The organism is Gordonia sp. L191, from assembly GCF_030077625.1.
Classification (GTDB): domain Bacteria; phylum Actinomycetota; class Actinomycetes; order Mycobacteriales; family Mycobacteriaceae; genus Gordonia; species Gordonia polyisoprenivorans_A.
Genome location: NZ_CP125996.1, coordinates 1,599,401 through 1,616,560, shown reverse-complemented (window position 1 = coordinate 1,616,560; position 17,160 = coordinate 1,599,401). Strand labels below are relative to the sequence as shown.

Below are 17,160 nucleotides of genomic sequence, written 5' to 3'. Positions count from 1 at the left end.
AAACTGAAGTCCAGACTGTAGTCACGTTTTGGTTCGCAGTACCGCGACCGATCCCACCGGCCGGACGGACCCCCTCCCTTCGGCTTCACCCATCAGAAGGAGCTCCGATGACCGAACTGACCCACCTACCACCGACTGCGTCGGTCGACACCGTTGTCCAGCACCTACGCGAGGACGGCTACGTGATCGTCGACAACCTCGCGGGAACCGATCACATGGACCGGATCGAACAGGAACTACGGCCCCACATCGAAGCGACGCCGTACGGATCCGACAACTTCGTCGGCAAGAAAACCCGGCGAACGGGTTCGCTGATCGCGCGATCAGAAGCCGCCCGCGAACTCGTCCGGAATCCCACGATCCTCGACGTCGCCGGCGAATTCCTCAGTCACGCATCGACATTCCAGTTGCATCTGACCCAGGTGATCTCCATCGATCCGGGATCGACCGGCCAGGCGATCCACCGCGACCAACTCGCCTGGGACTTCTTCCCGTTCCCCGACGATTACGAAGTCCAGTGCAACACCCTGTGGGCGATGTCGGACTACACCGCCGACATGGGCGCGACCCGAGTCATTCCCGGAAGCCATCGTCTGGGCGACAACGAGAAGTTCACCCACGAGGAAGCCATTCCCGCAGAGATGGAACGGGGATCGGTGCTCATCTACAGCGGCAAGATCTATCACGCCGGCGGTGCCAACACCACGGTCGACAGGGTACGTCAGGCGCTCAACATCACCTACGCGGTCGGTTGGGTCCGCCAGGAGGAGAACCAGTATCTGTCGACGCCACTCGAGGTCGCACGCACACTCGACGATGATCTGCTCAAGCTGATGGGCTACCAAATGGGTTGTTTCGCCATGGGTTACGTCGGCGACCTCATGGATCCGTTGTCGGTGATCAGGGACGATCTCACCGACATCCGGAGTATTGACGACATGGCCGCATCAATAGCTCGGGGCGACTCGTCGAACACGCTCATGAATCTGATCGGCGACGAGGCCACCACCGTAGCCGGGCAGGCCGCCCCGTGACGCGCGAGCTCGCCAAGGACAGTGTGACGTTGAGCGAGGCGACTTTCGTCTCCATCGCCACCATGGCCCCGGGTGTCGGCGCCGCATTCGCAGTGGCCGCCGGCGCCGGGTTCGCCGGCGGCGCGCTCTCGGCGTCGGTGGTGTTCGCGTTGATGGGTTGTCTGTTCGTGGGCCTGGCGATCGGCCAATTGGCCAAGAAGATCGCTTCCGCCGGCGGCATGGCCTCCTACCTTGCCGTCGCATTCCACGGCGCCGCAGGCTTTCTCGCCGGTTGGGGGACCCTGCTGGTCTATGCCGCGGCCATCCCCTACCTGGGTCTACTCGTGGGCAGCATGCTCGGAGGTGCACTCGACGGCGCACTCGGCCTGGGGTACACCGGTTGGTGGATCGTCGGTTGCCTCCTCTGCGTTGGCGTGGCCGCTCTCCTGAATTTTCTTGGCGCACAGTTCGGTACGCGGGTCGGCCTGACCCTCGGCGCACTGGAGATCATCGTGCTGCTGGTGATCTCCGTCTGGATGATCGTCAAGGCGGGCGACCGCAACGGCCTGGCGGTGTTCGGCACCGCATTCGCCAACGTCGATGGCTTTCAGGGCTTCAGCGGCATCATCGCCGGTGCCATCTACGCCTTCCTTGCTTTCATCGGATTCGACGCCGCGGTCCCCCTCGCCGAGGAGGCACGTGATCCGCAGAAGACCATCGCCCGTGCGGTCGTCGGCTCGGTGATCGGTGTCGGAGCGTTCTTCGTGATCACCACCTACGCGTCCACCGTCTACTTCGGGCCCGAAAAGTACTCTGGTTTCCTGCAATACGGCAATGGAGACCCGTGGATGGAGATGACGCGCAATCTCTGGGGTGCCGGTTGGGTCATCCTTCTGGTCACCCTGCTCAGTTCCGGTCTCGCGTCGGCCAACGGCGCGGGGATGGCCGCCACTCGCACCGCGTGGGCTCTCGGCCGTGCACGCACGCTGCCTGCCGGACTCGCCCGGTTGCACCAGCGATTCGCGTCGCCGGTGATCGCCATCGCGGTGGTGTTCAGTGTGGCGCTCGCCGTAGCCATCGTGGCGGGGCTCGCCTTCGGACCGGTAGACGCGTTCACCATGATGGGAACCGTCCTCACGGTTGCGGTGTTGCCGATCTACATGGCTGTGTGCATAGCGTGTCCGGTGTACTACCTGAGGTTCCATCGGGCCGAGTTCCGGGTGATTCGGCACGGCCTACTCCCGCTGCTGGGATTGGCGTTCCTGCTGCCGACGTTCTGTGCGGGCGCCGGCATTCCGTTGTTCTCCTTCGTCGGCGAACTGAGTTACCCGATGAATCTCGCCGGTTACATCGTCGGAGCGTGGTGGATCGCCGGCGTCGCGGCGGTGATCTATCTGCAGATGCGTCACCCCCGGCGGCTCGATCCGGCCGAGATGATTCCCGGTCACCGTTCGGTCCGCGAAGTAGCAAGTGCAACAAATGAAATCGATGTCGCAGAGTACAGCGACGTCACCGGGAAAACGGAGGCACGAGCATGACCCGAGAAACCACCACCCTCATCAAGCGGGATGTGCCCGACATCGGCTACCTCGACCGGTCCATCTTCACCGACATGGGGTTCGTTCAGACCGTATGCGCCGGTGACGCGATCTACATCTCCGGAATCGCGCCGCTGACCGACGCCACCGGAACCCTCGAGGTGGTGGCGGGCGACTTCGAGACCCAACTCCGATATGTGCTGGACATTCTCGACCGTTCGCTGCAATCGGTGGGGGCGAATCGCTGCGATCTGGTGGCGTGGACCATCTACGCCACCGACGTCGGCGAGTTGGCGCACTCCGCACCGATTCTGCGCGAGTGGGTCGGCGTGCATCCCCCGACCAGCACGTGGATAGGTGTCTCGTCGATGATTCACCCCGACCAGAAACTGGAACTCACGGCGACCGCAACACGCTGACGACTCGCGAACTCCCGGGCATGACAGTGGCCGCCTCACCTGGTGAGGCGGCCACTGTCGTGGTCTGCGACCGAGAGCCGAACCGGGCTAGAAGTCCCAGTCCTCGTCCTCGGTGTTGACCGCCTTGCCGATGACGTACGAGCTACCGGAGCCGGAGAAGAAGTCGTGGTTCTCGTCGGCGTTGGGTGAGAGCGCCGACAGGATCGCCGGGTTCACGTCGGTCTCGTCCTTCGGGAACATCGCCTCGTAGCCGAGGTTCATCAACGCCTTGTTCGCGTTGTAGCGCAAGAACTTCTTGACGTCCTCGGTCAGGCCGACCTCGTCGTAGAGCGCCTCGGTGTAATCGGACTCGTTGTCATAGAGCTCGAAGAGCAACTCGAACGTGTAGTCCTTCAGTTCCTGACGACGCTCGGCGGTCTGCACCTCCAGACCCCGCTGGTACTTGTAGCCGATGTAGTAGCCGTGCACCGCCTCGTCGCGGATGATCAGGCGGATGAGGTCGGCGGTGTTGGTGAGCTTGGCGCGCGAGGACCAGTACATCGGCAGGTAGAAGCCGGAGTAGAAGAGGAATGACTCGAGCAGGGTCGAGGCCACCTTGCGCTTGAGCGGGTCCTCGCCACGGTAGTAATCCATGACGATCTGGGCCTTGCGCTGCAGGTGCTCGTTCTCCTCCGACCAGCGGAACGCCTCATCGATCTCCTTGGTCGAGCACAGCGTGGAGAAGATCGAGCTGTAGCTCTTGGCGTGCACCGACTCCATGAACGCGATGTTGGTGAGCACCGCCTCTTCGTGCGGGGTGGACGCATCCGGGATGAGCGAGACCGCGCCGACAGTGCCCTGAATGGTGTCGAGCAGCGTCAGACCGGTGAACACCCGCATCGTCAGCTGCTTCTCGTACTCGGTGAGCGTGTTCCACGACGGGATGTCGTTGGACACCGGCACCTTCTCCGGCAACCAGAAGTTGCCGGTGAGGCGATCCCACACCTCGGCGTCCTTCTCGTCGGGGACGCGGTTCCAGTTGATCGCAGAGACGCGGCTCACCAGCTTGATGGGTGCGCCGTCGGCCGGGCTGTGGGTGCCTGCGGTCATGATGATCATCTCCTCATGGATGCGGATGCGGGTTCTACGGTAGCGGTGGCGGTCAGGTGACGTGGATGAGGTCGAGCAGTTCGGCGGCGACGCCGGCGTCCCCAACCGTGTCGACGGCCGACAGTGGTCGGCGATGCCAGAGCGTGAGCAACAAGTCGAAAGCCGAACCACGCAGCGCCACATCGGCTTTCATATGCTCTCGCGACCACGTCAGCCCGTCCGCGGACAGCTTGACCAGCCATTCGCCGACCGGCTCGTCATGGGTGTGGAGATGCAGTGTCGCTCCATGCAGGTGCTGCGGGACGCCGCCGGACCGGGACAGGAATCGGGGAGCGAAGACATCGAGCCACTCCTCGATCCCGTCGGCGGAGAACTCGGCGTCGACCACCTGCTGCATGCCGGGTCGAATCGCGGACTCCAGATCCCATCGGTGAACGGCGAGTTCGTGCGCCTGCCTACGCGCCCACCACCCGACGGTGCGCTCGCCGACGAAGGTCGGTGCCGCCGTGTCGGGATCCCGGGTACCGAGAGCCTCGACGAGCCCGCGGAGCCCGGCTCGATACCAGTCGGTCAGCTCGTCGGCCGGAGGAGCCGGGAAGTCGGCGTAGGACCGCACCGAATCGTCGCCGACGATCCGAGCGGTCGCCCACCGGTGCACGGCGCCGACATGGCAGATCAGGTCGGCGGCCGTCCACTCGGGACAACTCGGTACCGGCACACCGAGATCGGCGGTGCTGGTGGCGGCGATCATCGCACCGTGGGTGGTGATCGCCGCCATCCATTGCTCGAAGCCCATCGCAGGAGTCGGACTCATCGTCGCCCGAGGCTCACAACATGCAGCTGACGCAACCCTCCACCTCAGTCCCTTCGAGGGCCATCTGGCGCAACCGGATGTAGTACAGGGTCTTGATTCCCTTGCGCCACGCGTAGATCTGCGCCTTGTTGACGTCGCGAGTGGTCGCGGTGTCCTTGAAGAACAGCGTCAGGCTCAAGCCCTGGTCGACGTGCTGGGTCGCCGCGGCGTAGGTGTCGATGACCTTCTCGTAGCCGATTTCATAGGCGTCCTGGTAGTACTCGAGATTGTCGTTGGTCATGTAGGGCGCCGGGTAGTAGACGCGACCGATCTTGCCTTCCTTGCGGATCTCGATCTTGGCCGCCACCGGGTGGATCGAACTCGTCGAGTGATTGATGTAGCTGATCGAGCCGGTCGGCGGGACCGCCTGCAGGTTCTGGTTGTAGATGCCATCACGCTGCACCGCCACCTTGAGCTCACGCCAGTCGTCGCGGGTCGGGATGGTGATCTCGGCCTGCGCGAACAACTCCGCCACCCGATCGGTCTTCGGCAGCCACTCCTGATCGGTGTACTTGTCGAAGAACTCACCGCTGGCGTACTTCGAGCGCTCGAACCCGGCGAACGCCTTACCCCGTTCGCGCGCAATGGCATTCGATGCACGCAACGCGTGATAGAGCACGGTGTAGAAGTAGATGTTGGTGAAGTCGATACCCTCGTCGCTGCCGTAGAAGATGCGCTCACGAGCAAGGTAGCCGTGCAGGTTCATCTGCCCGAGACCGATCGCGTGGGACTCGTTGTTGCCGTGCTCGATCGACGGCACCGAGGTGATCGAGGTCTGATCGCTGACGGCGGTCAACCCACGGATCGCGGTGTCTATGGTCTGCCCGATGTCGGGCGAGTCCATGGTCTTGGCGATGTTGAGCGAGCCGAGGTTGCACGAGATGTCCTTGCCCACCTGCGCATAGGACAGATCATCGTTGAACGCCGACGGCGTCGAGACCTGCAGGATCTCCGAGCACAGGTTGGAGTGGGTGATCTTGCCGTCGATCGGATTGGCCCGGTTCACCGTGTCCTCGAACATGATGTAGGGGTAACCCGACTCGAACTGCAGCTCGGCGAGGGTCTGGAAGAACTCGCGCGCCTTGATCTTGGTCTTGCGAATCCGCTTGTCCTCGACCATTTCGTGGTACTTGTCGGTCACGTTGACGTCGGCGAACGGCACGCCGTAGACACGCTCGACGTCATACGGACTGAACAGGTACATGTCGTCGTTGTTCTTGGCGAGCTGGAAGGTGATGTCGGGGATCACCACGCCGAGGCTGAGCGTCTTGATGCGGATCTTCTCATCCGCGTTCTCCCGCTTGGTGTCGAGGAAGCGATAGATGTCGGGGTGGTGGGCGTGCAGGTACACCGCGCCGGCCCCCTGACGGGCACCGAGCTGGTTGGCGTAGGAGAACGAATCCTCGAGCAGCTTCATGATCGGGATGACACCCGAGGACTGGTTCTCGATCTTCTTGATCGGCGCACCGTGCTCACGGATGTTGGACAGCAACAACGCCACCCCACCACCGCGCTTGGACAGCTGCAGAGCCGAATTGATGGACCGCCCAATGGATTCCATGTTGTCTTCGATACGAAGGAGGAAGCAACTGACCGGCTCGCCGCGCTGCTTCTTGCCGGAGTTGAGGAAGGTCGGCGTGGCCGGCTGGAAGCGGCCCTCCATGATCTCGTCGACGAGATTGCGGGCCAGTGCGGTGTCACCGTCGGCCAGCGTCAGCGCGACCATGCAGACGCGATCCTCGAACCGCTCGAGATAACGCTTGCCGTCGAAGGTCTTGAGGGTGTAGCTCGTGTAGTACTTGAACGCTCCGAGGAAGGTCGGGAAGCGGAACTTCTTGCCGTAGGCGTGCCCGAAGAGGAGTTTGACGAACTCCCGGTCGTACCGGGCGAGGACCTCGGGCTCGTAGTAGTTCTCCTCGACGAGATAATCGAGCTTCTCGTCGAGGTCGTGGAAGAAGACGGTGTTCTGGTTGACGTGCTGCAGGAAGTACTGGTGCGCAGCCTCGCGGTCCTTCTCGAACTGGATCTTGCCGTCGCGGTCGTACAGGTTGAGCATCGCGTTGAGGGCGTGATAGTCGAGCTCGCCCGGATCATGACCCGCCGGAGAGGCGTGCACACCCGACTTGCTGGCCGAGGTGGTGGTGTCGGTGGTCACGTCGGAGACGGATGCGGTGGGCGACACGAGAACTCCTGTGCTTTCGGGTGTGTGGACTTGGCGAAATGGACTGAACCGGATGGGTCGGCCTGGTGCGGATTCGACAGTGAAACGACTACCGCGACACTGTAGTGAGAGGGTCTGACATGTCCGGGCGGTCGAAGGCGGGACTCGCCGCGAACTCGACGAGACCCTCCCGCACCCGCGAGACGTCGTGGTCGGTGCCCATCAGCTCGAACCGATACAGGTAGGGCACGCGACACTTACGCGAGATGATGTCCCCGGCGAGGCAGAACTCCTCACCGAAGTTCGTGTTACCCGCGGCGATCACCGCGCGAATCCACGATCGGTTGTCGGGGTTGTTGAGGAACTTGATGACCTGCTTGGGAACGAATCCCCCGCCGACCGCGGTCGACGACGACTTGCCGCCGCCGTAGGTCGGGCAGATGAGCACGAACGGTTCGTCGACGCGAAACGATTCGATGCTGGCCCGATCGGCGACGGGAATCCGCATCGAGCGCAGCCCCAGCTTACGCACGAAGCGGTGGGTGTTCTCCGACACGGAGGAAAAGTAGACGACCAGTGGCGCGGTGCCCGTCATCTGTCTCACCCCTACCGAGTCCGATGAACGCTGTGCCTGTTTGACGCTATGCCTGTTGAACGCTGTCTCTGCTGAACGCCGCGATCACACGAAGAATTTCGGTGGTCCGGTTGCCTGCCCCGGTGGGTCGCACGGGGCAGGCAACCGCGCACATGGCTGCATGTCGGCCCGCCTGCGGTTCGATCCCGACTTCCCCTCCGGATCGAACGAGCGCGGCCGGCTCAGGCAGCGTTGGCGGCGAGCGCCTTGATGCGGTCGGGGCGGAATCCCGACCAGTGGTCATCGCCGACCACGACCACCGGCGCCTGCAGGTAGCCCAGGGCCATCACGTAGTCGCGGGCCTCGTCGTCGGCGCTGATGTCGACGACCTCATAGGACAGCCCGTGCTTGTCGAGCGCCTTGTAGGTCGCATTGCACTGCACGCATGCCGGCTTGGTGTAGACGGTGATGGCCATTGATGAACGCTCCTCGGGTCACGTGATGATCGGCAGATGCTCGTCTGAACGGTGGCGGTGGGTTCGGTTTTCCAGCGTGAAGAACGTGACGCAGATCACCGCATCTTGCCCTCACCCGCGGCCTCTGACGCCTCTGTGCATCTTGGCCCTGCTGGTGGTGAGAACACTACACCTAGTGCCTGACATTTCAGAGCACCCCAAGAAGTTGTGAATCACATTCATGAAACTCGCAGGTCGCGATGCATGCAGAATCGCGAATCCCGGCGTGTTGCGTTGCAGCCGGGCGTGTCGCGTTTGCGCGTCCCTCCGATCACCTACTCACTCCCACAGACCACCGACACCCCCACCGCCCACCGCCCACCGCGAGCGGACACGCGACGATCACACGCGGGCAGGCACCTGCTCGGCCAGGACGCGCACGGCCGCACCCACTCCGTCGACGACGTCGGCGGGGAGCGCACCATCATCGAGCCCGGCCGTTCGGATTCCGAAGTCCACTTCTTCGACGACACGACCGCCGGCGATGCCGACCGATTTGCGGGTGTCCTCGCGCGACCAGGTCCCGGCGTACCGTCCCAGCGCGGCACCGATGACGCCGACCGGCTTGTCCTTGAGCGCGCCATCTCCATACGGCCGCGACAGCCAGTCGATGGCGTTCTTCAACACGGCCGGGGTGGAGCCGTTGTACTCGGGTGTGGCCAGCAGAACCGCGTCGGCCGCTCCGACCTGCGCGCGCAGTCGCGCCACGGCGGGATCGAGATCACCGGCCTCCGATCCGGTCGCGGGATCGAGGTCTTCGTTGTAGAACGGCAGCTGGTCAAGGCCGTCGATCAGGGTCACCGCCACGCCCTCGGGCGCACTGTCGACCGCGGCCCGCGCCAACCGGCGATTGATCGAATCCCGACGCAGACTCCCCACCAGCGCCACCACATGAACGGTCGAATCGGACACGACATCTCCTCCTACACTCGAGTATCAGTTGATAGAATCAACCGGACCACGGTCCGAATATTTCTGTCACAACGCGGAGAGTTAGGTACATCACGTGTCCGAGCCGGAGCACAACGCACTGTCTCTGCGCCTATCCGGCACCGGCGAACCCGAACGCGCCGACGCCGCGCGCAATCGCCGCCTACTGCTCGCCGCCGCACAGACGCTCATCGACACCCGCGGCGCCGCGGCAGTGACGATGGATGCCGTCGCGGCGGCCGCAGGCGTCGGCAAGGGAACGGTGTTCCGTCGATTCGGCAGTCGTACCGGGTTGATGCACGCGTTGCTCGACCACTCCGAATCCGAGCTCCAGCAGGCCTACCTCTCCGGTCCCGAGCCCCTCGGCCCCGGGGCGCCACCACTCGACCGCCTGCTCGCCTACGGGCGGGCACGGCTGAAGATGACCGTGGACCATCTCGACGTCCTTCTCGAAGCCGGCGCCGACAGCGGTGAGTTCATGAAACACCCCGTCTGGCGTGCCTCCACCCAGCATGTGCAGATCCTGCTGCGCCAGTTGGGTTTCGGAGATGACGTCCACACCGTGGCCATCGCGGTACAGGCACCGCTGGCGGCGTCGTCGGTGCAACATCTCACCGACACCGTGGGACACGACATCGCCACCATCACCGATCAGTGGGAACGCATGGTGCGCACCCTCGCCGCCGGCTGCACCACCAACTGACCGCGCCGGTGACGACCGCGGATTGTTCGCCGACGGCATCGACGGGAAGAATCCTCGACGCGCGCGAGCGCCCTGATCCCCTTAGCCTGTAGTGGTTCTGCGGGAAGGAAGTGTCGTGAAGGCTGTCATCATCGGTGCCGGTATGGGTGGACTCAGCGCGGCGATCGCGCTCAAACAACTCGGTATCGAGGTCGAGGTATTCGAGCAGGTCACCGAGAACAAGCCGGTCGGAGCGGCGATCTCGGTGTGGTCCAACGGTGTCAAATGCCTCAATCACCTCGGACTCGAGCGGGAGGTTGCAGAGCTCGGCGGCATCGTCGAGACGATGAGCTATGTCGAGGCCAAGACCGGCGACACCATGTGTCGCTTCTCGATGCAGCCACTCATCGACGAGGTCGGGCAACGCCCCTACCCGGTGGCACGCGCCGAACTCCAACTGATGCTGATGACGGCCTACGGGATCGACGACATCCGTTTCGGCAAGAAGATGACCTCGGTCAGCGGCGGCTCAGACAGTGCCACAGTCGAATTCGCCGACGGCACCACGGTTTCCGCGGACCTGGTCATCGGTGCCGACGGCGCCAAATCGTTGACCCGCGAATATGTTCTCGGCGGACCGGTCACCCGCCGCTACGCGGGATATGTGAACTTCAACGGACTCGTTGCGATCGATGAGAAGATCGGACCCGCCACCGAGTGGACCACCTATGTCGGCGACGGCCGCCGGGTATCGGTGATGCCGGTGGCCGGTGACCGGTTCTACTTCTTCTTCGATGTCCCGATGCCCGAGGGCGTGCCGTACGAACGGGGCAGCGCCCGAGAGATTCTCGCCGCCGAGTTCGCCGACTGGGCGCCCGGGGTACAGACGCTGATCGCCGCCCTCGACCCGGCGACGACCAATCGCGTCGAGATCCTCGACCTCGACCCCTTCCACACCTGGGTCAAGGGCCGGGTCGCGGTCCTCGGCGACGCCGCACACAACACCACCCCCGACATCGGACAGGGCGGGTGCTCGGCGATGGAGGACGCCGTCGCACTGCAGTACGCGTTCCGCGACCATCCCGACGACGTATCCGCAGCGCTCGCCGCCTACCAGGAGGCGCGCACCGAACGCGCGGGCGAACTCGTGTTGCGGGCCCGCAAACGCTGCGACGTCACCCATGCCAAGGACCCGGAGAAGACCGCGCAGTGGTATCGCGAACTGCGGGAAGAGGACGGCACCAACGTCATCCGCGGGATCGTCGGCAACATCATGGGCGGTCCGGTCACCCCGGTCTGAACGCCGCCGGGGGTAACGATCCCGATCGACCGCCTCGGATCCTGCTCGGACGGCAGGCCCTAACCGGCCGGCACGGCGACCGGTGCGCCGGCCGGGTCGGCGGCGATGGCATCGTGGGCGACGAGCGCATCGTGGCGCGACAGCGTCGGCCCCGGCGTGAGCAGTGAGACCACCGACCACGGTGCCAGCGCCGGAGTGTCACCGAGACCCAGGATCCGACCGGTGGCCACATCCGCGACGCCGAACCGAATGCCCGAATCATTCAGGTAGAACAGCGATTCGGACCGGTTACTGTCCGGCTCGTTGCCGGTGACACGGAGGTACTCACCCGATCCCGGGCGGAGGAAGACCTCGTCGATGCCGGGGCCGCTGCCATCGGCACTGGCCAGCACGACCGGACGCTGCGACGAGGCGATCGGTAATCCGCGGCCGAACAACATCGCGGTGGCTGCGTGCGGGTCGTCGGCACCTCGGTCCCACGTCGTACACAGCGTCGGCGCCGCCGACACGTCCACCAGATGCGGTGGACGAGAGGGGAACTCGCCGACCGGCAAGGTGGTGGCGGTGTGCGGCACCGCATTGACGACGGCCGGCGCCACCGTCATCACCTCCGCGGCACCGCCGTCCTCGGCGAGACGCAGCATCTCCGCGGTGGCCGCCCCGACGGGCTGAACCGCATCGGAGAGCACCGCGTAATAGTGTGCGGCACCATCGATCCCGACGGTGCGCACCACCGAACCGGTCCGCACACCCGGCGCCGAGATCACCGGCACACCAGTGGTGGCCAGATCGGGTACTCGCAGCGGCGCCACCTCCGGCACCGAGTTGAGCAGTCCGGTACTGACCGAACGCGTCGAGGCCCCCTCGAGTCCGAATGCCCGCATGACCGCCGGGTCCGCGGTGTCGACCTCGGCGCGCACCGGCATCGACCGGTCCCCGCGCCGGAACGTGTACAGCAGGAAGGTCGAACGGCCGTCGGAGGCGAGTACCGCATCGTCCGGTGCGGCCGAGCGGAATCGGTCACCGAGCGCCGGCCTCTCCCCGATCACCGCCAGCCGCACCGAATGCGGCCCATCCGTCCGACCGGCCGGTTGTCGGTCGGCGATCCGGTCGCACACACTCCACGTCGACGTCCCGGGGTGTGCCGATCCCGGCAGCCCGGCGGGCGCACCCGGGATGCCCAGGAGGGCACCACGCGGATAGCCCGACAACTTGCGGTCGCTGACCGAGGTCGGCGCGGCGTCGTCGCCGACGATCAGGCGCGCCGAGGCGAGATTCAGCACAGGATGCAAGGTCTCGTCGATCACCACGAACAGACCGCCGCTGTTCTTGCTCACCAGGATCGCCGACTTGCCCACGCTGCCCTGTGGTTTCACCAGCCCCCAGATCCCGAAGCCGGCCAACGCCAGCAATGCCAACACCGTTCCGAGTACCAGTGCCCGCATCTGCGAGCGCATCGGATCGTGCAGCATCCGGGCATCACGGCGGACCAGGGCGTGCTCGAGTCTGCTCAGCAGAAACCGGTAGCCGTTGACCTGAGCCTTCGTGGTGAGTTGCCGCGCCACGCGATCCCCTCCCTGCGCACACGTCGGTGTCGATACCCACTTTGGTCGAAACCCACGTGGTCGATACCGCTTGGTCATTACCCCGTTTGGACGCACCCCACGTCCATTCGGTTCCCCCTGTGGACTACCGATTCACCGATCCATCTCCTCGGCGATTTGGGCGGTTTGGGTAGTACCCTAACCGATACGCGTGGATCGGCTCGGCCTGCTGGTGGACCTCGACCGTGGCAAGTGGGGCCGGGTACCGATACGTCGGGGGTGACAGATCGAACGGGGGGCACGGGTGGCATCGAACAGGCCGGGACAACACGGTTCTGGGCAGAGCGCGACGGGCGCACGCCCGCGGGCGCACCGGGTGGCCGCAGGTACACCCCTGGTACGCGGCGTGGTACTCGTCGAGGTGTTGCTGGCCCTCGGTCTGACGATCTGGGCCGTGGGTGGCGCCCACCTCGGCGTTGCGGCGCTGGCGATCGCCGCGGCGGTGGCGCTTCTGATGATCCCGTGGCGCGAGCACACCTCACCCCTGCAGCGCATCGGCCGCCGATGCGCCTTCGGGTGGGCGCGTGTCCGTCGGCGCACCGACGAGGTCACGCCCGCGCCGTTCGACATCCCGACCCGCGCGGTCGTGAGATCCCGTGGCGCCGATGTCGAGGAGCCCCCGATCGGCGCCCGATGGGCCGGCGACACCCTGATCACCGCCCTCCGGGTCCGCCCCGGCACACCTGTGCTGACCCGGCTCGGCGTACCGGGAAGCGACCGCTCGGATGCCGCCGACGCGCATGTCCCCCTTGATGTTCTCGTCGAGTGCATCGACCCGTTCGACATCCCGCTCGCCTCGATCGACGTGGTGAGCCAGGGAACACGCATCCGCGGTCGTGGCACCGCGGCGTCGACCTATCTGCGGACCCTGGGACGTTTGACCGCCACCGCACACCGCAACGTGTTCGTAATCCTGCGTCTCGATCCCCGCGACTGCCCCGACGCCGTCGCTCGGCGCGGCGGGGGCGCCGAAGGTGCACTCCGGGCCGCGACGATCACCACCAAACGGGTCGCGCGCCGGCTGACCGAGCGGGGGCTCACCGTCGCCGCACTCTCGGCGGCCGAGATGACCGCGGTCACCGACCATCTCGCCGCCGGACACGAACTCGACGAGCTGACCGAGGAGTGGGACGGGTTGCGCAGCTCGCGACTGAGTACTCGGTCGCTCGCCGTCGATCCCGACGAACTCCCGCGGGTGGCTGCCGACATCTGGGCACAGCCGAGCGCGGCGACGACGCTGACCGTGCGTCTCGGACGCGGCACCGATGGTCGTCTGCGGGTCGCCGCGCTGGTCCGTCTCGACGGTGGTCCCGCCGATGGTGGTCCGAACGGCAGTGGTCCGAACAGCGGTGACCCGACCGGCACCGTGCCGCTGCGCGGCCGCCAGTTCGATGCGTTTACCACGTCACTTCCGGTGGCATCCCCGCCGCGACTGGCCCGGGCGCTGCCCGCAGCCGAAGGTGCGCGGGCCACACGGCTCGTCGAGCACCTCGCGCTGCCCGCCGGCGGCTGCGGACAACTCCTCGGCGCCGATCCGAGCGGTCACGCGGTCGCGGTGCCCCTCGTCGGTCCGGGCATCGAGATGGTCATTCTCTCGGGCACGTATGCGATGATCGCCCAAACCGTCTTGCGGACGGTCGCGATCGGGGCTCCGGTGGTGCTGCACACGTCCGCCCCGCAACGCTGGCACCACCTCGTCGCGGCGGTCGCCGATCCCCCCATGTTGCACATCGCACTGTCCGACAACGCGCCCCGCGGAATGCGGGTGGATCTCTACGACGGGGTCGACCCACCGGCCGGTCCCCCGCCGCCGGGCACCACCCGTTTCGTCATCGACGACGGCACACGCCGCCTCGGATCGGTCGCCACGATCTCACTCATCCAGAATCCGCATGTACCCCAACAGATCTCGGTGCTCACCCCGAATAGCCGGACCACGGTGACCATGGTCGCACTACCCGAGGAGTGGGCGATGATCGGAGAGGCCGCTGCCCGAAATGGGGCCGCCGCCCGGAGTGAGCCGGCACCCGTCGGGCGGGTATAGCCGGATCACCCGTGGGTCGGCACCAGCGCACGGAAGAATACCGCACGCGCCGACGCGGCACGGACCACCACGTCGGGATCGGCGTCGGTCAGCCAGGCCGCCCGGCCCGCCGTGACCGCCAATGGTGCACCCCCGGCCGGACGGACCTCGATGGTCCCCGACAGCACCGCGAGGATCTGCGGACCCGGCATGTCGAAACTGATCGACGACGGCTGCGTCATCCCGGTCCCGTCGAGTTCCACACGGGACAAACGGAATTCGGGTGCCGGGGTGAGATAGATGCGTTCGGCGCCCACGGTGCGGATCGCCGGGATCAGGTCCGGTACGTTGACCGGCGTGAAATCGAGCACCCGCAGCAGTTCGGGCACATCGATGTGTTTCGAGGTCAGCCCGCCACGCAGCACGTTGTCGGAGTTGGCCATGATCTCCACCCCGGTCCCGTCGAGGTAGGCATGCAGGTTGCCGGCCGGCAGGTACAGACCCTCACCGGGCTGCAGTCGCACCCGGTTGAGCAGGAGCGAACCGAGCACTCCGGGATCGTTCGGGTACATCTCGCCGAGTTCGAGCAGGGTGCGCAGTTCGTCGCCGAATGCGCTCTCACCTGATTCGAGCACTCGTACCGCAGCGGAGAGCACGGCGGGCGTCACGCGTTGGATCGTGGCCTCCGGCAGCGTGAGCCAGGTGGTGAACAAGGCGCGCAGACCGTGTGAATCCGGTTGGCCCACCAGCATTCCCAGGAACGGGTCGAGTTCACTGACCTGCAGGTGGCGCAGCAACTCGACGGTGACGGCCGGGTCGCGGAAACCCGCGAGGGCATCGAACTCGGTGAGCGCGACCACCAACTCCGGTTTGTGCCACGGATCGCGGTAGTTGCGATCACGCGCGTCGATGGCGAGCCCTTGGGCGTTCTCCCGCGCGAAGCCCTCACTGGCCTGTTCGGACGACGGATGCGCCTGCAGCGACAGCGGCTCGTCGGCGGCGAGGACCTTGAGCAGGAACGGCAGCCGCCCGGAGAACCGCTCGACGGTCGGCGCACCGAGGGCGGCGGTCGGATCGGACTCGATCACCGAGAGCAGATCTGCGCCGATCGTCGTCCCGTCCTCCTCGACGAGACATGCCGGACCGGCACTGTGCGCGCCGAACCACAACTCGGCCTCGGGGTGCGGTGACGGTACCGGTTTGCCACGCAGGGAGGCGATCGCGGTGCGCGACCCCCACGCATACGTGCGGACGACTCCCTCGATGACCTTCATCCTTGCTCGGCTCCGATCAGTCGCAGGTACACCGCTGCCATTTCGATACGCAACATCAACACCAACAGGGACGTGAGATCGCCGGGGGCATCGGCCGGCTCGGCCGCGTCCCCACCGACCACGGGCGGGGCCTGCGCGTCGGCGTCGGCTCCGACGAGGACCTCCGTGGACGCCAGGGCACCGATACGACGGCGTGTGTCCCACTCCCGGGCGGCGGTGGTGGCCACCAGCACCCGTGGCGGGGCATCGCCGCGCGGCCCGTCGATCTGCGGGTCGTAGAACAGGGAATCGGCGACCGAGCCGGCATCCGCGTCCGACCAGATGTCGCGTGAGACACGCGAGATGTCGGCCAGATCAGCTGTGGCGCCCCGACTTCCGGAGACCGCGAACACCACCGCAGCGGCGCGATCGGCCACCGCGAGTGTCGCGGGCGAGTCGCCGGTCCACATCACCGGTCCCTCACCGAGGCGAGCGGCGAGGATCTTGGCCTGGTTGTGGAAGGTCTCACGCGCGGGATGGTCGGCGGCCGCCTCGGAGTCGAGTGCGTCGGCGAGGTCGGCCACCGTGGGTGCGGATCCGGTGAACCGGACCTGGGTGAGCGCGGTGAACACCGCGAGCAGCACCGCCACGAATCCCGGAAAGCGAAAACGGGGGTCGACGTCCACCCGAGGCGAGAAGTCTATTCCGTTGCCCCCCAAGGCATCCCGAAGCGGACCCTCGATGGGCGCACTGATCACCACCTCGGCGCGGCGACGCAACGACCGCGCCGCGGCGTCGGCGAGACGCATGTCACCACCATCGATGCCGGCGAGAACGACGACGTCGAGCGGACCGATCCAGCCGGGCAACGCCGAGCTGCACACGATGGGGACATCGACCCGGGTGGCGAGCATCGCGCACACCATCGCAGTGGCGCCGGCGGCCGGACCGCCCGGAGCGCACACGATGACCACACTGCGCGGCCGCAACTCCGAGAGCGGCTCTGCGACACCCTCACGCACGGCCTCGGCGACCGAGCGCACCTGCGCCCCGGCGAGTGCGGCCGCATGCAGCAGTCCCTCGGTGTCGGCCGCGATCAGGTCGTCGACGTCGTCGAGATCGGGGGCACCGGTTCGCATGGCCCCTACAGTAGTCAGGCATTCGGCACGGTGCCCACACACCGCGCGACCCGATGATCCCCGGCCC

At 66.0% G+C, this 17,160-nt stretch carries 15 protein-coding genes; 6 read left to right on the top strand and 9 right to left on the bottom strand.

Annotated elements, in window-relative coordinates:
• The first annotated feature begins 107 nt into the window (after nucleotides 1-107).
• The 3 genes from QNM97_RS07230 to QNM97_RS07220 are packed head-to-tail and all read left to right on the top strand — an operon-like array spanning nucleotide 108 to nucleotide 2,970.
• Entirely contained in the window at nucleotides 108-1,034 is a 927-nt protein-coding gene (locus QNM97_RS07230) for a phytanoyl-CoA dioxygenase family protein (protein ID WP_283822178.1), read from the top strand.
• Nucleotides 1,031-2,551 carry an APC family permease gene (locus QNM97_RS07225; protein ID WP_283822177.1) on the top strand — a complete coding sequence of 507 codons (1,521 nt, stop codon included), beginning with the start codon at nucleotides 1,031-1,033 and terminating at the stop codon, nucleotides 2,549-2,551. Before QNM97_RS07230 ends, QNM97_RS07225 begins: the two co-directional genes overlap by 4 nt.
• The gene (locus QNM97_RS07220) at nucleotides 2,548-2,970 is read left to right on the top strand and encodes a RidA family protein (RefSeq protein WP_283822176.1); all 423 of its coding nucleotides are present in this window, start codon (nucleotides 2,548-2,550) and stop codon (nucleotides 2,968-2,970) included. The genes QNM97_RS07225 and QNM97_RS07220 overlap by 4 nt, the downstream gene beginning before the upstream one ends.
• 87 nt (nucleotides 2,971-3,057) lie before the next feature.
• Here the strand turns inward: QNM97_RS07220 and nrdF are convergent, their stop codons facing one another.
• From nrdF to QNM97_RS07190, 6 genes are all read right to left on the bottom strand, one after another.
• Entirely contained in the window at nucleotides 3,058-4,059 is a 1,002-nt protein-coding gene (gene nrdF, locus QNM97_RS07215; protein ID WP_006367603.1) for a class 1b ribonucleoside-diphosphate reductase subunit beta, read from the bottom strand.
• A 52-nt stretch (nucleotides 4,060-4,111) separates the two neighbouring features.
• Nucleotides 4,112-4,873 carry a maleylpyruvate isomerase family mycothiol-dependent enzyme gene (locus QNM97_RS07210; RefSeq protein WP_283822175.1) on the bottom strand — a complete coding sequence of 254 codons (762 nt, stop codon included), beginning with the start codon at nucleotides 4,871-4,873 and terminating at the stop codon, nucleotides 4,112-4,114.
• A 13-nt stretch (nucleotides 4,874-4,886) separates the two neighbouring features.
• Complete coding sequence (gene nrdE / locus QNM97_RS07205) at nucleotides 4,887-7,094, bottom strand: class 1b ribonucleoside-diphosphate reductase subunit alpha (protein ID WP_283822174.1); 2,208 nt, start codon at nucleotides 7,092-7,094, stop codon at nucleotides 4,887-4,889.
• 88 nt (nucleotides 7,095-7,182) lie between these two features.
• The gene (gene nrdI, locus QNM97_RS07200) at nucleotides 7,183-7,668 is read right to left on the bottom strand and encodes a class Ib ribonucleoside-diphosphate reductase assembly flavoprotein NrdI (protein ID WP_283822173.1); all 486 of its coding nucleotides are present in this window, start codon (nucleotides 7,666-7,668) and stop codon (nucleotides 7,183-7,185) included.
• 221 nt (nucleotides 7,669-7,889) lie between these two features.
• Complete coding sequence (locus QNM97_RS07195) at nucleotides 7,890-8,123, bottom strand: redoxin NrdH (RefSeq protein WP_208791850.1); 234 nt, start codon at nucleotides 8,121-8,123, stop codon at nucleotides 7,890-7,892.
• Nucleotides 8,124-8,504: 381 nt separating this feature from the next.
• Nucleotides 8,505-9,074 carry an NAD(P)H-dependent oxidoreductase gene (locus tag QNM97_RS07190; protein WP_283822172.1) on the bottom strand — a complete coding sequence of 190 codons (570 nt, stop codon included), beginning with the start codon at nucleotides 9,072-9,074 and terminating at the stop codon, nucleotides 8,505-8,507.
• 94 nt (nucleotides 9,075-9,168) lie between these two features.
• Between QNM97_RS07190 and QNM97_RS07185 the strand changes: the two genes are divergently transcribed.
• Both QNM97_RS07185 and hpxO read left to right on the top strand, forming a co-directional pair.
• Nucleotides 9,169-9,795 carry a TetR/AcrR family transcriptional regulator gene (locus tag QNM97_RS07185; RefSeq protein ID WP_283822171.1) on the top strand — a complete coding sequence of 209 codons (627 nt, stop codon included), beginning with the start codon at nucleotides 9,169-9,171 and terminating at the stop codon, nucleotides 9,793-9,795.
• 115 nt (nucleotides 9,796-9,910) lie between these two features.
• Nucleotides 9,911-11,074 carry an FAD-dependent urate hydroxylase HpxO gene (gene hpxO / locus QNM97_RS07180; protein WP_208791853.1) on the top strand — a complete coding sequence of 388 codons (1,164 nt, stop codon included), beginning with the start codon at nucleotides 9,911-9,913 and terminating at the stop codon, nucleotides 11,072-11,074.
• A gap of 59 nt (nucleotides 11,075-11,133) precedes the next feature.
• Here the strand turns inward: hpxO and eccB are convergent, their stop codons facing one another.
• On the bottom strand, nucleotides 11,134-12,639 hold the full coding sequence (eccB, locus tag QNM97_RS07175; protein ID WP_283822170.1) for a type VII secretion protein EccB: 1,506 nt from the start codon (nucleotides 12,637-12,639) through the stop codon (nucleotides 11,134-11,136).
• Nucleotides 12,640-12,994: 355 nt separating this feature from the next.
• Between eccB and eccE the strand changes: the two genes are divergently transcribed.
• Entirely contained in the window at nucleotides 12,995-14,722 is a 1,728-nt protein-coding gene (gene eccE / locus QNM97_RS07170; RefSeq protein ID WP_283822169.1) for a type VII secretion protein EccE, read from the top strand.
• A gap of 5 nt (nucleotides 14,723-14,727) precedes the next feature.
• Here the strand turns inward: eccE and manA are convergent, their stop codons facing one another.
• A complete protein-coding gene (gene manA / locus QNM97_RS07165; RefSeq protein WP_283822168.1) occupies nucleotides 14,728-15,975 on the bottom strand; it encodes a mannose-6-phosphate isomerase, class I in 1,248 nt (415 codons plus the stop codon).
• Complete coding sequence (locus QNM97_RS07160; RefSeq protein ID WP_283822167.1) at nucleotides 15,972-17,093, bottom strand: hypothetical protein; 1,122 nt, start codon at nucleotides 17,091-17,093, stop codon at nucleotides 15,972-15,974. The genes manA and QNM97_RS07160 overlap by 4 nt, the downstream gene beginning before the upstream one ends.
• Nucleotides 17,094-17,160 lie beyond the last annotated feature (67 nt).